Here is a 15,901-nt window from a genome sequence, read left to right as displayed (position 1 = left end):
GCTAATATATCCAATAAGTTACTAGCCTCTATAGAAAAAATGAATCAGAAAATACATTCAGAATCTTCAGATTGTTGCAACGGTGAACACGATCATCACGAGAATCATAACCATGTTCATAATCACAATCATGATGAGAATCATAACCATGACCACAATCACGACCACGGTGGAGAATTCAATCTGAAAAATGAGTTATTGCCTTTAGTTGTGATTTTAGGTTTATATGCGCCTGGTGTAATTTTTGAAACTCAATTACACAATACGTTTTATTCAATAGGTGAATATCTGCTTTTTATCCCTTCCTATTTATTAAGTGGATGGAGTGTGTTAAAAACTGCTGGGCGTAATATCCTCAGAGGCAGAGTATTTGATGAAACATTTTTGATGACAGTAGCGACATTAGGTGCGATCGCAATTCATAAATTACCCGAAGCTGTCGGAGTAATGTTATTTTATAAAATTGGAGAATTGTTCCAAGATATTGCTGTCAGTCGTTCCCGTAATTCGATCAAAGCATTATTGGAAGTTCGCCCAGATTATGCCAACATCCAAATAGAGGGAGAACTCAAAAAAGTATCACCAGAAACAGTAAATATTGGAGATATTATCGTTGTTAAACCTGGAGAAAAGATTCCCTTAGATGGTGAAATTATCGACGGTAATTCGCAAGTTGATACATCTGCGTTAACTGGAGAATCTGTACCGCGAACAGTCAGGTTAGGTGAGACAGTTCTGGCTGGAACGATCAATAAAATAGGTGTTCTCAGAATTAAAGTCACAAAACTCTTTGATGAATCTTCCATTGCCAAGATTTTAGACTTGGTGCAAAATGCCAAAAGTAAAAAAGCAGAAACAGAAAAGTTTATTACTAAATTTGCCAGATATTATACACCAATTGTAGTTTTTACATCTCTAGCAGTTGCAATATTACCTCCTTTATTTATTCCGGGTGCAACTTCTTCCGAATGGGTTTATCGTGCCCTAATTTTACTAGTTATTTCCTGTCCGTGTGGACTCGTTATCAGTATTCCATTAGGTTACTTTGGAGGTGTGGGAGGTGCGGCTAGACGTGGTATTTTGGTTAAAGGTTCTACTTTTTTAGATACTTTAAATGCAGTCAATACAGTTGTTTTTGATAAAACTGGAACATTAACTAAAGGGGTATTCAAAGTAGCCAAAATAGTACCATTAAATGGCTGGAATGAACAAGAATTACTGCAATTAGCTGCCAAAGTAGAATCGCACTCAAATCATCCCATTGCTCAATCTATCCGCAAAGCCTATGGTGAAAAAATTGATGAATTTGTGGTGAGAGATTATGAAGAGATTGCAGGTTATGGAATTAGAGCCAAGGTGGAAAATAGGGTAGTGATAGCGGGAAGCGATCGCCTACTCCACAGAGAGAAGATTGTGCATGATAATTGCCAGTTAGAGGGAACAGTTATTCATCTAGCAGTGGATGATATTTACGCTGGATATATTGTCATAGCTGATGAACTCAAAGAAGATGCAAGACAGGCGATTCAAGCACTCAAGCGAATGGGTGTAGATAGAACAGTAATGTTGACAGGAGATAATCAAGCGATCGCTTCTCGGATTGCTGAACAGCTTGGCATAGATACATATCAAGCAGAGTTATTACCAGAAGAAAAAGTTAATGCCATTGAGAAATTACTCAGCACCGCTGGCAAGCATGGTAAAGTTGCCTTTGTTGGCGATGGTATTAATGATGCACCAGTTATTGCTAGAGCAGATGTTGGTATGGCAATGGGTGGGTTAGGCTCAGATGCCGCGATCGAAACGGCTGATATTGTAATCATGACAGATGCACCGTTAAAAGTGGTAGAAGCAATACAAATCGCCAGAAAAACTCGCACAATTGTTTGGCAAAATATTGGTTTTGCTTTAGCAATTAAAGCTATATTTATTGGATTGGGTATTTTTGGTATCGCGACAATGTGGGAAGCTGTCTTTGCTGATGTCGGAGTAGCTTTACTGGCAATTTTAAACGCAACTAGAGCGATGAAATAAAACAGGAATCAGAATACAGAATTCAGAATACGCTACCCATAACGCTATCATCCACTCGTACAGAATTCATACTGAATTCTGACCAGAGGCGGAGCGTCTCCGGCTCCGCTCCTGAGTTCTGAATTCTTCTTATAAAATTTTTGGGAAATCGGGAATATGTAATTGAGAAGTTGTAGTAATTAAACTATAAATGCTTCTCACTCATAAACCGCTACCCAAAATAGAACCTATGAATTCATCAATCAAAGGCATTGCTACAGCTACTTTAGCTTTACTGATTAACTATTCAGTAAACCCAGCCTTTGCACTACCCCAGAAAATCAATCATCCAAGTACTGTTGCTACGCAAGCATCAAAAGATATCTTAATTGTTCCTGGGGAACGAGTGGGGCCGATAACACGCACAACCACCAAGCAAGATTTAGTAAAGCTGTTTGGTGCATCTCGTCTCGTTGATAAAACTATTTCTGGTGCTGAAGGAATAGGTAGTTTTGCAGCTACTCAGTTAAATCTAAATCAAGGGCGATCGCTCTTGGTAGTCTGGAGTGATAATACTCGTACCAAACCTCTAGATGTGCGTAACCTGGGTTCAGCTTGGAAAACCCGCGAAGGTATTGGAGTCGGAACACCTTTGAGTGAGTTACGCAAGAAATTAGGTAACTTTAAACTCTATGGATTGGAGTGGGATTACGGCGGTACTATCTTGCTGGATAGTAGCAAATTATCCAGCTATCAAGGCAAACTCATTTTACGAGTAGATGCTGCTCCCAATGCTTCTGAAAAGTTCCCCAATGACTACCAAGCAGTGTTAGGAGATAGCACTTTTTCCTCCACCAATCCCCATTGGAAACCTTTGGAAATTAGGCTAGCAGAAATTATCGTTGTATTGAATCCTAGTGAGCAATGATCGGCTACTAAACATCTAAATTTGCTGGCTTAGGCAAAAGCAGACTATCTAAACCAGATTTTTATACTAGGTCTGGAAGTAGTAACTTACTTTTATAAGAAACTACATAAGTTACATCTATCGTCAGAATTATGTTTCAGCTATTGAAAGAGAAGGCGATCGCAACAAAAACTAGACGCACTTCAGGCAGAATTTGACATCCGTAGCGAGAAGTTAAAGCAGATGAATAAAGCTGTAGCTATTGAGGCTAGTACGGCAGTTAAGTTTCAATTAGAACAGCAACTTCTTGATGAAGAGGCAAAATTGGCATATCTTAACGACGAACTGGATAAACTTGAGTCTGTATTACAATCATAAGACTTATGTAAATATACAGTTATTTGGCGCATGGAAATTAAGATTTCCCCACCCAGAAAACAAGGAAAATAGAGATATTCAGTTAATTGGTGTTGGTTTATACTATTTCAAGTTTTTGTAGTCGTTATACTCATAACTTAGGTTCTACCTGGGAATTAGGAAGTGGCTTTGCCACTTCTTTTTATTTATTTGGTAGCCCAGTAAAAAATAAATTAAAAGTTAAAAGTAACTTTATTGTTATATCATTTTACAAAATACCTACTAAACATACATTGGTAAGGGCATACATCTGTACACCCCTACAAACGATTAATTATTGCAAAGATTGTTGACAATGGTATGAGAGTGTATCTGTTTAATTGGCCAGACGGAATTCTGGTCATATAAACATGATGTTAGTCATTACTCATTGTATCTTGCCATCTCTCACGCTTGGGCTTGCTCTCAATATCGTGCGATCGTGCTTCTTTCCAAGTCCCCCACATTAGGCATTGCTGTTTTTCAACATGGTTAATAAACTGCATAATTGAGTGATCTGCTTTCATGGGAGTTTTCAAATCAAACTGAATTGTTTGGAGAATCTTAATGTCACCCATAAGAAAGTACTTAGCTACAATCTTAGTCAGCCATAGCACAACTCGATTGCATAACAAACCAAAAATTCCTTTACGTTTTTTAGTCATCAGCAGAACTTGACCTTCAGTTTTTCCCCCTTGATGGAGGCGAACTGCAACCATCATGTGGACATGGAAGAAGTCTGGACCAAGTGTCACAATGCCAATGCTACCGTACCAATAGCAAATACTGTAAGTTATGACATTTTTGTAGAAAAGACGGATGAGCTTAATGAAAAAGGAATTGTCTTTGATGGGTGTAGTATTACTGAAGATAATAGCATTTTCGTTAAGTTCCTGTCTTTCAAAAATAATTTCTACTGGCAGTTTGTGAACTGTATTGAGATGTTGAGCATCAATGGCATTAATCATCACCACATTGGGGTGACAGTTCATCACAAAATGAGAATGGATGGCGACATCACACTCTTTTTGTTCCAACTCTGGAACAAAAGGTAAGGGTTGTTGTGGTATTTCTCCAGTCCAAACCCAAATCATCCCGTACTTCTCAGCAGTGGGCCAAGTTTGTAATTGTAGAGAAGGTGGTGTCTCTAAACATGGGATATTAATACACATCCCCTCAGCATCAAACTTCCAGTGGTGGAAAAAACAACGTAGTGCATTACCTTCAACTTTACCCTCAGCAAGGTGAGCGCCCATGTGTGGACAGTAGGCATCAAAGGTAACTACCCTTTTGTCTTTACCACGGTAAATTACTAATTCTTTACCCAAAATCGTGACAGGTTTTACATCACCCACCCGCAGATTTTGAGAGGGTATTACCCAATACCATCCCTCAATAAAACGCTCTGGATTATTGAAAATTTTAGGTTTACGGATTGAGCTAAAAGTCTGCGAGTTGAGGTTCATTTTTATGGTTTCACTTGAAGTGAAGCAGTTGATCTAGAAGTAACATGGGAACTTTAAAAAAACAGTTACTTTCAGTACCATGAGAAACAGCTACCCAATAAATGAATAAAAATCATCAGGTAAAATATTGAAAAAATATGATTAAAAATGTCAAAATTATGCCATTTTAATATCAGCTAAATTCCAAAAATACATTTAGACTAGATATTTGAAGATTTAAAACTTAGTAAAATCTCTAATTAGATAAAAAGTTGTAATACTGATGATCATATTTTGCTTAACTCTCAAACAACTTAACGTGTAGAAAAATATGTAATAATAATTACAAGAGTTGGGAAAATCTACCATGTTAACTCAAGATAAAAAACTGCTTTTAATTGGTCAGGTAACAGATTTAACTGGAATACCCATCAGGACAATTCGTTATTACGAGAGTTTAGGCTTAATCAATTCATTGAGACGAACAGAGGGAGGCTTTCGCCAGTTTTCATTGGATGTGCTAACTCGTCTAGCATTCATTAAAAGGGCACAAAATCTCGGTCTTAGCCTAGAGGAGATTGGAAATATTCTTCAGGTTTACGATCAAGGGCAGACTCCCTGCGGTGAAATCAAAGAAAAACTTGAAGAGAAGGTTTTGCAGATTGATTGCCAAATAGATCAGTTGTTAACTTTACGCTCTGAAATCAAGGGATTACTTTCAGGCTGGAAGAATATCAGCAACCATAACGAGGATACAATTTGTCCGATTATTCAAAATACTAGTACAGGTCGGCGGAAATAAGCGTATATGGAGAGTAATGACTATCAAAGTGAACAAGCTTCCAATAGCTCTAAACTAAAAGCTTGGTTTGATGCTCAACAAAACGAGATTGAAGTTACCTATCTATCTTCAGAAAATTCTTACCAACAATCGGGTTGGGGAAGTACACCAGAACGCTGGCAATTTGCGCGAAAGCTGATTCTAAAGGCAGTCAATAAAAGTGGTACTTTTCTCGATTTGGGCTGTGCTAATGGGCCTATTGTTGGAGTGTTTGATGCAATGGGCAGGTGAGCAAGGGTTTTATCTAACTCCGTATGGTGTAGATATTTCACTCCAGCTTGTTGAACTAGCACGTAGGAGATTACCTGCGTTTGCAACTAACTTAGTAGTTGCGAATGCGTTCACTTTGCAAACACCGATGCAGTATGACTTTGTACACACATTACTGGAATATGTCCCCGAAAACTTACACCTAGATTACTTGAGGCGACTGCTTGAACAACTGGTTGCACCAGCAGGACGATTAATTGTCAGCAGCTACAGTAGTCGCAGCCGAGAAATAATTCCTCTGGACATTGAAATGTATTTACAACAGCTTGGATTTCAAGTACAGGGGAGTACCATCGCTCAAGAAGTAGATGGTTGGATACTCACTCGTGTTGCTTGGATTGAGAAAGCGCTTTAATAGTGCGCTGTCAATCTGTCGTTTCAGTAACCTGACATTAGCTAAAAGTTTCAGCCTCAAAGACTCAAGTTATTATATTTAATTGCAACTCAGTATTATAATCTAGGGGTTCTCACTCGCTGGGGAAACTATATGGATACCAAACAGGCAGCAAGCTAGAGAAGCTCCAAGTATAGGTAGTGGGACTCAAAGAAAAAGAGGAGACAATTTGTCCGATTATTCAAAACACCTCTCTGGACTGACACCAATCAGGAATCAGGACTTTTATAGAGAAGAAACCACCACAACTCTAGTCCAATTAAGGCTAAACCTGCGATCGCAACACCAACTTTCAAGCCTAAAGGTTGCTCAATACTTTGAAATTGGCTGGTTTGCTCTGATGAATGGGCTGGCATTTCTGCAAATGCTACACTTAATGTGCCAGTGAGAAGCACTAAAGCTGTAAGGCTTCCCCAAAGCGTTTTTTGACTGAACATTTGCTAAATTATCCTGAATTTATGAGCTAATTTTTGGTTGAAAGTTACGCAATCTGAGGGCGTTGCTAACAACAGAGAGCGAAGAAAGAGCCATTGCAGCACCGGCAATAATTGGATTGAGTAACCAACCAAAAAAGGGAAACAGAATTCCTGCCGCAATAGGAATACCAATGACGTTGTAAATGAAGGCAAAGAAGAGATTTTGCTTGATATTGTTGATGGTGGTACGGCTGAGTTGAATTGCTGTGACAATTCCTTGCAAATCTCCAGAAATTAGGGTGATATCGCTAGCTGCGATCGCTACATCTGTTCCCGTCCCAATGGCAATTCCCACATCAGCCTGTGCTAAGGCTGGTGCATCATTGATGCCATCACCTACCATTGCGACAATTGAGTGCTGAGTGCTGAGTGCTGAGTGCTGAGTGGGGAGTGAGGAGTTAGGAGAATTCTTTCTCTGTGCCCTTCTGTGACCTATTTCCCCTTGTAGAGATTGGATAATCGCCACCTTTTGATCTGGACGCACTTCGGCAAAGATTCGCTGGATGCCAACTTGTAGAGCGATCGCATCAGCAGTTTTATGATTATCTCCGGTAAGCATTACTACTTCTAAACCTAACTTCTGTAAGGCTTTCACCACTGCTGCTGATGAAGGTTTGAGGGCATCGGCAATACCCATTATTCCTTGTAGTTCCCCATCTACAGCAATCAAAATGACCGTTTTCCCAGCCGCTTCCCAGGCATCTTTATACTGCTGGAGACTTATGGTATTAATTCCAAGTTCTGTTAACCAGCGTTGCGTACCAATTTGCACAAGCTGATTTATAACAACTGCTTGGACACCACTACCTGCATTAGCTACGAAGTTCTTTGTATCTATTAAACTCACCTCTTGAGACTGGGCATATTTTACAACCGCCTCAGCTAAAGGATGCTCTGAATTGCGTTCTACCGTTGCTGCTAACTGTAAAAGCTGGAGTTCATTACCATTAGCTGTACCGTTGATAGTCACAAAGTCTGTAACTGTCGGTTTCCCTTGAGTTAAAGTGCCGGTTTTATCTAGAACGATGATTTTAATTTTGTGTGCTAGTTCTAAGCTGTCCGCACCCTTAATCAAAATCCCATTTTCTGCACCTTTGCCTGTCCCTACCATTACAGAAGTGGGGGTAGCTAAACCCAAAGCACAAGGACAAGCGATAATCAGTACACCCACCGTTGTCATTGTTGCTAGGATAAGATTGCCAGTGAAATTAAACCAAATGACGAAAGTAGCGATCGCGATCGCAATTACAGCTGGTACAAACCATCCTATTACTTGATCTGCCAAGCGTTGAATTGGTGCTTTAAAACCTTGCGCTTGTTGCACTAGTTTGACAATTTGAGCCAAAAATGTATCATTTCCGACTCGTGTCACCCGAAACTGAAATGCACCTGCACCGTTAATTGTCGCCCCAATTACCTCATCTCCTGGCTGCTTTTTGACTGGCAAACTTTCACCAGTTACCATCGCTTCATCTACCGACGAAGCGCCTGCAATTACCTCGCCATCTACCGGAATCTTTTCACCAGGACGCACTAAAATCACATCGTTGATCCTGACTTCGGCAATGGGAACATCAATTTCTCTACCATCACGGATGACTCTGGCATCTCTAGCTTGTAATCCGATGAGTTTGCGGATAGCTTCAGAAGTTTCTCCCCTAGCGCGATTTTCCAACAACCGCCCCAACAAAATTAAGGTAATGACAAAGGCGGCAACTTCGTAATAAAGATGAGGTATCAAGCCTTGAGCAAGAAAAAATTCTGGAAAAACAGTGGCAAAAAAAGAATATAGATATGCTGCACTTGTACCCAAAGCAATCAGCGTGTCCATCGTCGCGGTATGACGCTTGAGGGATTTCCAGCCATTGCGGTAAAAAGATCCACCACACCAGAACACGACAGGTGTTGTCAGCACTAACTGCACCCAAGGATTTTGCAGGAAACTTGGAATTAAAGGTAAATTTAGCCCAGTCATCATGGGCAACGACCCCAAAAGGAGGAAAATGCTGATTACACCTCCCACCGCTACTTTGAGAGAGAGTTGGCGTTGTAATGCTTGCCTACTTGCTTTCTCAGCATCATCTTCTTCGGAGAGTAATTCTTTCTGGAGTAAGTAGGAAGAATATCCCGCAGATGCGATCGCACCTTGAATTTTCTCTAAATTGGCTAAAGAGCGATCGTACTTTATAATGGCTTGCTCTGCTCCAAAATTAACGTTGCAGTCAATTACCCCAGAAACAGAGCGAATCGCCTTTTCGATGTTGTTGGCGCAAGCGGCACAACTCATGCCTCGAAGTTTGAGCGTGAGAGTATCCATGTTGGGGATTGGGGATTGGGGATTAGGGATTGGGGATTGGGGATTGGGGATTGGGGATTGGGGATTAGGGATTGGGGATTAGGGATTGGGGATTAGGGATTGGCAATTGGTCATTCTCCCAGTCCCCAGTACCCAGTCCCCATCCCCCAATCCCCTTAAGCAACTGGATAACCAGCAGCAGCCAATGCTTCCTTAATTGCTGTTTCTGATGCTTGAGTTTCTACATTGACCAGCTTGGTTGTTGGATCAGCCTGAATGCTAGCATTGGCATCGACTGCCTGAAGTGCTTTGGTGATCTTGCTTGCACAAACAGAACAAGACATGCTGGGAACTGTGAGTTGGAGAGTCATAGATTTACGGGATAAAATGAACAACCTTACCAGACCAAGCTGGATGACTGAGACGTATCCCTCACACATCAGAAATTTCTGGTTGAGGGTCGCCCTGAATTCATCCTAGACTCTCTAGCCGGCTGGAGAGTCTAGAGATTTTTAAAAGTTTTTCGCTAAACTTCAAATTTCTTTACAAGTAACTTATATCTTGCACCAGGCGACTAGAAGTCGCGGCTACACGAGACTTTATCTGCCTCCGCAGGTTGTTGATTTTGCGTTAGTCCGCGTAGGCAGACTTCTCTGCGAGACGCTACGCGAACGTTTGTGTAGCCGCGATTTCTAATCGCTAGGGCTAGGTGCAAGATGTGAGGTAACTGTTGTCCATCAAAAGTACAACGTGCTACAAAACGTTTGTCATCCAATAAAAGTGTGTGTTACTAAAGCGACATAACTACATTAGGGGAGCAATGCGATTTTGTTAGATAATTCCAAAGAAAGTGCGATGCATAGAACATTGCACATAAACCAGACTATTGAAAATATATACAGTACGGGCACAGTTGTGGGGCGGAACGGGGAAGTTCACAAACTACACTCTGCAATTGATCGCGAAGAGGGCGAGTTTTTATCAAAAATCATTCATAATGATCCTAAAATTATAAAAACTCTGGAAGTTGGCTGTGCCTATGGGCTTTCATCCCTGCACATTTGCTTAGGTATCCAAGAACGCGTTGGAGCTTCCCATATTATCATAGATCCATTCCAGTATATTCATTGGGATGGGGTTGGTATAAGGAATTTAGACGAGGCTGGAATTGACTTTTTCGATCTCATTCAAGTCAAGTCAGAATTTGCACTGCCACGCTTATTGGAAGAAAAGGAAGGTCAGTTTGACTTGGTTTTCATAGACGGTTGGCACACATTTGACCATACGCTCATAGATGCTTTCTATGCTTCCCGTCTACTCCGAGTTGGAGGATATCTGGTTGTTGACGATGTTTCTTTCCCATCTGTGAAACGTGTAATTGATTTTTTGAAAAACTATCCCTGTTATGAGGAATATGATTCCTTGGATGGTGAGGTGTCGAAATCATGGAAAAAGATGATTGCAAGGAGGCTAATGTCTCCGATTAATCAAAGAACTTGGTCTCAGATTCTCTTACCAAGCCTCTATCGAAGAATATTTGACGATCGCGTAACGCGAATAGTGGCACTACAAAAGACCCAAGAAGATACCCGCAATTGGAAATGGCACAATGATGCATTCTAGAGATTAACCCTCTTTTGTCACTTTCAGAAAACAATAATCGAAGCAACATTCTGAAACTTTTATGTAGTCTAGCTTTGAGCTTTTATTTTCTAATAGTAACTCAAGTTTGTAGCCAAAACCTAGAGATGGAAGCCCTGAAAGGCTTTCAGCAATTGGATTCTACTAAAGTGACAAAAGAGGGTTAATACAGCTAACAAGGTACTGCACCGGAGAATTTATTTCTGCCTTCGCAAAATCCCTCGGAAATGCTTGCCCATCAAAAATACAACGTACTACAAAACACTTGTCATCAGATGAAAGTGTGTGTTATTAAGGCTATATAACCACATTAGTCAGAATTAACCTGTTGTTTTCCCCACAGTTCTGGGAAAACAACCCTCCGCACTACTTGAGACGCGGCTGCTGAACCCAAGTCTCCCTATCTCTTCACAACCAAGGGTCTTTTTTAAGACTCTATTTGGAGTTTTCATGCAGCCAAAAAATCTCAAACGTCTCCTGCGTGCTTTAGAGCGGCAAGATTTAGATGTAACTTATAGCGATCGCACTTATTCAGTTCGTCTAGTTAATTCTCCTGATGCACCTGTAGCAGAAGTGCTACTGCCGGAAGACTTCCCCGTTGAAGCTAAGGCATTAAAGCAGTTAGCGAATTTAGCAAGCGTCCGCCACCCGTCAGGTGGATGTGTTTGTCGTGCTTGTGCTACGCCTGACTTTCACCCAGGTGATGCTGGTGTTGCCATTGGTTCAGTCATCGAAACTGTGGGTCAGGTGATTCCTGGTGCTGTCGGTTCTGACATCAATTGTGGGATGCGCCTGCATGTTGTTGATTTGACAATCGACGAATTCCTCGCAAAGCGTAACCAATTCGTAGAACGGATGAAGGGCGATTACTTCTTCGGTACGCGTGATGTCACGATGACTGCTCAAGCAATGCGATCGCTATTTCAATATGGTGTTCCTGGTTGGCTAGATGCCATGCTAGATCAGCCTATGGGGAGTGTAGTCAAATCTGATTTGCAGCAACTTGCCCAAGAGAGCGATGGCTCCGCCAACGCCAGGGGTGAACGCATTTTCTTAGGTGGTTCAATGGATGGTGACTGGAAACTTGCGCCAGAAGAATTGGTTCCCGATGCTGGACTAGTACGCGATGGCGGACTGGCAACCATTGGCGGTGGTAATCATTTTGTCGAAGTGCAACGAGTTGATAAGGTCGAAAATCGCTCACTTGCCCACGCCTGGGGAGTGCGCGAGGGACAGCTAGCTTTTATGATTCACTCTGGTTCTCGAAATGTGGGTAAGTATATTGGGGGAATGTGGCGAGATAAAGCTAAGGCAACTTGGCAAAAAGGTCTAAAGTATCCTGATTCTCAGATTTTTCCTCTCTCTACTTATTCTCACCCGGAACTAGTTGCCAATTATTTGCAAGCTGAGGCCACTGCTGCTAACTATGCTTTTGTCAATCGCCTGCTGTTAGCAGAATTGCTACGTCTGCGTTTACGAGAAGTATACAAAGATGTGGAAGCACCTCTAGTTTACGATTTGCCCCATAACATCACCTTGCCAGAAGGTGAAGGATGGGTAACACGCAAGGGCGCTTGTCCCGCTCATGTAGAGCAACCAGTGATTATCCCTGGTTCAATGGGTGCTTATTCTTATCTGATGGTAGGTAAAGGCAATCCAGCATTTTGTAATTCAGCGTCACATGGGGCGGGAAGAATTCGTTCTCGCTTCGATCTCAGTCGCAAAGGTGCATCTCAAAGTGAGTCGGAACTGGGATTAACTGGCGTAGACTGCATTACCCTGCGTGAAGAACGCCGAATTGAGGAAGCACCTGCTGCCTACAAACCGATTCAGTCTGTGATTGATGTGCAAGTTGAGGCAGAAATGGTAGATGTTGTAGCACGATTAAGTCCAGTGCTGACGTTTAAGGCCTAGCTACTAAATAAAAAGCCCCTGGTTCACATCCAGGGGCATCCATCTTTATTCCCTCATTTAGAATCGCATTTATGAAGCTATAGTAAATCAGTATTAATGCAATAAATACATAAATTCGATGATTATTTTGCAATTAACTAGTTGTGTGGGAATTTCCCCAGCCTCATGAATGAGAGCGATGTCTATTGGCATGGCAAGCTTAAAATTTTTATCTTCGCTTGATCCAAAAAAAAGTTTAGCTGAGTGCTAAACCTTTATATATAGGGGTTCTCAATTGCGTGAAATACAGACCTAACCCCCAGCCCCTTCCCTGCGAGGGAAGGGGAGTGAGCATCAAAACCTCTCTCCTTTTAGGAGAGAGGTCAAAATGTATTGCTTCCATTCGAGAAGCGCTATACTTAGTGCTTAAGCAGATATCCTAGATTAATTTAGTTTTTATAAAAAAACACCCTGTATATTATTACAGGGTGCATACACATTTTTCAGGCATTAATTAAGCTGAATAATAACTTTGTAAAATAGTTATTTCTACTATCTATAGAATGATCTAAATATTGCTCTATATATGGTATGAATGATTTTTTGATGGTGTTCTATAAAACTAAATTCGCAGATTTTCATGATATTTTTTATTCCTTTAGTATCAGGTAAAATATTCCGTAATCTGATATTAATATTTTCTTGAGAGTCAAAAATAAACTCAAATTGAATGTAATTTGTGAGAGAATACCCTCAAGCTAATCTCGCGATCGCTAATAAGTAGAATTAAGTATTTTTAGGTAGTTTTACAGTAAATAAGCTACCTTTGCCTACTTCCGAAACGACCTGGATACTTCCTGCGTGTCCTTCAACAATCCGGTGGGATAGATGTAGTCCTAAGCCACTACCTGAGCGTTTATTTTTACCTTGGCGAAATCGCTCAAAAATGGTTGCCTGATCTTCTGGCGCAATCCCATATCCTGTATCTTCTATCTCAATTGTTACCAAATCTGGATTTCTTGGCTGAGATGGTGTTTCAAAAATGCGGATGGTTATGCCTCCTGTATCTGTAAATTTGATGGCATTTGCAACCAGATTGTTGATCACCCGTCGTAGTTCTAAGCGATCGCCCATAATAATACCAGCGTTTTGACTCAGTGGTTCTAATTCACTGGTATCAATTTCTAGAGTCAAGCCTTTTTCATTTGTTAAGGGACTTAGTTCACTAACTACTTCTTGAGATATCTCATGTAAATCGCACTCTTCCCAATTCAACGTTTTTTTACCTGCCTCGAAGCGATATACTTCTAACAGGGTGTTCACCATTTCCATCAAATTTTGGTTACTGCGAATCATCACTGCGATCGCCTGTTTCATTTCCGGCGAAATTTTGCAGAATGTTTCCATTTCAAACAAATTCAACATGCGATCGGCGGCTACTAGGGGAGTTCGCAAATCATGAGTCAGGCGGGAAACAAAGTCTTCCCGTTGGCGGGCCATTTTTTGCTGTTCGTCTAGACTATGCTTGAGACGCAATAGCGATCGCACTCTTGCCAGTAATTCATCTGTATCAAATGGTTTACGAATAAAATCATCAGCACCAGCATCCAAACCTTCGACAACACTGGATTGGTGAAACGCAGTAATCAACAAAATTGGAATATAAGAAATTGCAGGGTTGTTGCGAATCCGACGCGTGACTTCATAACCATCTATCCCTGGCATCATCACATCTAACAGAATCAGATCGGGTGGAAATTGGTCAATTTTCTGCAAAGCCTTTATTCCATCTGAAGCCAAATCAATTTCATAGCCCTCACTTTCTAAAATTGCTTGAACCAAAATGAGATTATCTGGAGTGTCATCAACTACGAGGATACGATAAATTTTATTATTTTCAACTACAGACATGATTTATCAGTTTTTTTGGAAGTAATTTATAGTTTAAATTTAGGATATCCGATTTTATGCTTTCCTACCTCGATAAGATGACTGCGGAGGATTTTTAGCAGGGCAAAAAAAATCGTCATCATCTAACTGTGAGGTGGGAGTATCAGCTTCTACAGTCGGTAATGTAATTTGACGTGGCAATTCAATTTTAAACATTGAACCAACCCCTACTTTGCTCTCAAGAAATATTTTACCCCCCATCATTCGCACCAGTGAATCGATAATTGCCAAACCCAGACCTGTACCTGGATATTTGCGAGTGATAGTTTGATCGACTTGCCGAAATGCTTCAAAAATATGTTTAAAATCTTTCGGTGCTATGCCAACACCTGTATCCTGAACAATAATTACCACTCGATTTGCAGGTAGTTCTTTAACTTCAACCCAAATTTCACCAAACTCGGTGAATTTAATGGCGTTGGAGAGTAGGTTAATTAAAATCTGTTTGATCCGAACTGGATCGTTAAATACCAAAGGATTTTGTAAATCGGTTTTTACTAATAACGAAAGATTTTTCGCCTCAGCTAGGGAGCGTATTTCACCAACAGCGAGATTTATTACCTTTGATATATTAAATATTTCTGCCTTTAAGTCTAATCCTCCTCCCTCCAGTTTGGAAAAGTCGAGAACTTCATTGAGTAACATTAGCAAATGCTTTCCATTATTCAAGATCCGCTCAACCATATCTCTTTGCTGGTGCGTTAGTTGACCGAACTTAGGACGCAATAGAATTTGTGAAAAACCAATAATCGCATTCATCGGCGTTCTAAGTTCGTGAGACATAGTTGCTAAAAAGAGTGATTTTAGACGTGATGCCTCTAATAACTTAAAGTTTTGCATTTGAATCTGTTGCTGTTGTCTTTCTAGTTCTTGGTTCTTAGAAATAAGTTCTTCATGAGTTTCTCTAAGCTGCTGGCTTGCCAAATCTGCCTGCATTTCAGCCTGATAAATGCGAATCGCACTCCGCAAAACCTGCGACAAAGTTTCTGGCGATATTCTAGACTTAGAGAGATAGTCTGTAGCACCAGCTTTCAATAACTGGAGAGTAATTTGTTCATCGCCTTGACCTGTTAGGACTACTAAAGGAACTTTAATTTCTGAAGAACGTAGCTGTTGAATCAAGGTTAGTCCATCCTGATCTGGTAAGCGATAGTCTAGGAAAACACAATTATATACAGTAGTGCTTAAGGCAGAAAATGCTTCATTTGCATTGCTGACTTCAGACAGTTCCATCTGAACACCCGCTTTAGTCAAGGCAGAACGAATGGCTATCCGGTCTACTTCGTCATCGTCTACAACCAAAATTTTCAGCGTCTCTTCCATCGGTTTTTATTTTTGCCGCCAAACATAGGTTGATGTATAACATTTTTATTTTCAGA

14 protein-coding genes and 1 pseudogene are annotated in these 15,901 nt (G+C 40.8%); 8 read left to right on the top strand and 7 right to left on the bottom strand.

Annotation, left to right across the window (positions count from 1 at the left end; genetic code table 11):
* Positions 1-39: 39 nt before the first annotated feature.
* The 3 genes from V7L07_RS28270 (at position 40) to V7L07_RS28260 (ending at position 3,298) form a co-directional block, all read left to right on the top strand.
* Positions 40-2,034, top strand: coding sequence for a heavy metal translocating P-type ATPase (locus V7L07_RS28270; protein ID WP_335062403.1), 1,995 nt, complete (start codon positions 40-42; stop codon positions 2,032-2,034).
* A 229-nt stretch (positions 2,035-2,263) separates the two neighbouring features.
* Positions 2,264-2,941: a hypothetical protein gene (locus tag V7L07_RS28265; protein ID WP_335062401.1), complete on the top strand. Its 678-nt coding sequence runs from the start codon at positions 2,264-2,266 to the stop codon at positions 2,939-2,941.
* Between the two features lie 222 nt (positions 2,942-3,163).
* On the top strand, positions 3,164-3,298 hold the full coding sequence (locus V7L07_RS28260; RefSeq protein ID WP_335062399.1) for a hypothetical protein: 135 nt from the start codon (positions 3,164-3,166) through the stop codon (positions 3,296-3,298).
* Positions 3,299-3,693: 395 nt separating this feature from the next.
* Here the strand turns inward: V7L07_RS28260 and V7L07_RS28255 are convergent, their stop codons facing one another.
* Positions 3,694-4,782 (bottom strand): aromatic ring-hydroxylating dioxygenase subunit alpha, encoded by a 1,089-nt coding sequence (locus V7L07_RS28255; protein ID WP_335062397.1) that lies wholly within the window; start codon positions 4,780-4,782, stop codon positions 3,694-3,696.
* Positions 4,783-5,128: 346 nt separating this feature from the next.
* Here V7L07_RS28255 and V7L07_RS28250 point away from each other — a divergent pair, with 346 nt between their 5' ends.
* The 3 genes from V7L07_RS28250 to V7L07_RS28240 are packed head-to-tail and all read left to right on the top strand — an operon-like array spanning position 5,129 to position 6,227.
* Positions 5,129-5,563: a heavy metal-responsive transcriptional regulator gene (locus V7L07_RS28250; protein ID WP_335062395.1), complete on the top strand. Its 435-nt coding sequence runs from the start codon at positions 5,129-5,131 to the stop codon at positions 5,561-5,563.
* Positions 5,564-5,569: 6 nt separating this feature from the next.
* Positions 5,570-5,833, top strand: coding sequence for a hypothetical protein (locus V7L07_RS28245; RefSeq protein ID WP_335062394.1), 264 nt, complete (start codon positions 5,570-5,572; stop codon positions 5,831-5,833).
* Entirely contained in the window at positions 5,793-6,227 is a 435-nt protein-coding gene (locus V7L07_RS28240) for a class I SAM-dependent methyltransferase (protein WP_335062393.1), read from the top strand. The genes V7L07_RS28245 and V7L07_RS28240 overlap by 41 nt, the downstream gene beginning before the upstream one ends.
* Positions 6,228-6,475: 248 nt before the next feature.
* Here the strand turns inward: V7L07_RS28240 and V7L07_RS28235 are convergent, their stop codons facing one another.
* The 4 genes from V7L07_RS28235 to V7L07_RS28220 form a co-directional block, all read right to left on the bottom strand.
* Positions 6,476-6,703, bottom strand: coding sequence for a hypothetical protein (locus V7L07_RS28235; protein WP_335062391.1), 228 nt, complete (start codon positions 6,701-6,703; stop codon positions 6,476-6,478).
* A 19-nt stretch (positions 6,704-6,722) separates the two neighbouring features.
* Positions 6,723-9,059, bottom strand: a complete 2,337-nt coding sequence (locus tag V7L07_RS28230) for a heavy metal translocating P-type ATPase (RefSeq protein WP_335062389.1) — start codon at positions 9,057-9,059, stop codon at positions 6,723-6,725.
* A 155-nt stretch (positions 9,060-9,214) separates the two neighbouring features.
* Positions 9,215-9,409, bottom strand: a complete 195-nt coding sequence (locus tag V7L07_RS28225) for a heavy-metal-associated domain-containing protein (protein ID WP_335062387.1) — start codon at positions 9,407-9,409, stop codon at positions 9,215-9,217.
* Between the two features lie 203 nt (positions 9,410-9,612).
* Positions 9,613-9,813, bottom strand: a complete 201-nt coding sequence (locus tag V7L07_RS28220) for a hypothetical protein (protein ID WP_335062385.1) — start codon at positions 9,811-9,813, stop codon at positions 9,613-9,615.
* 53 nt (positions 9,814-9,866) lie between these two features.
* Between V7L07_RS28220 and V7L07_RS28215 the strand changes: the two genes are divergently transcribed.
* Together V7L07_RS28215 and V7L07_RS28210 are read left to right on the top strand one after the other, a co-directional pair.
* A complete protein-coding gene (locus tag V7L07_RS28215; protein ID WP_335062383.1) occupies positions 9,867-10,661 on the top strand; it encodes a class I SAM-dependent methyltransferase in 795 nt (264 codons plus the stop codon).
* Positions 10,662-11,129: 468 nt separating this feature from the next.
* Positions 11,130-12,593, top strand: coding sequence for an RtcB family protein (locus V7L07_RS28210; RefSeq protein ID WP_335062381.1), 1,464 nt, complete (start codon positions 11,130-11,132; stop codon positions 12,591-12,593).
* A 765-nt stretch (positions 12,594-13,358) separates the two neighbouring features.
* Here the strand turns inward: V7L07_RS28210 and V7L07_RS28205 are convergent.
* On the bottom strand, positions 13,359-14,483 hold the full coding sequence (locus tag V7L07_RS28205; protein WP_335062380.1) for a hybrid sensor histidine kinase/response regulator: 1,125 nt from the start codon (positions 14,481-14,483) through the stop codon (positions 13,359-13,361).
* 26 nt (positions 14,484-14,509) lie between these two features.
* Positions 14,510-15,845 (bottom strand): annotated as a pseudogene (locus V7L07_RS28200) (ATP-binding response regulator).
* Positions 15,846-15,901: the final 56 nt, after the last annotated feature.

Origin of the sequence: Nostoc sp., from assembly GCF_036916985.1 — a bacterium.
Lineage (GTDB): Bacteria > Cyanobacteriota > Cyanobacteriia > Cyanobacteriales > Nostocaceae > Nostoc.
This window is presented reverse-complemented; position numbering and strand designations above follow the sequence as displayed.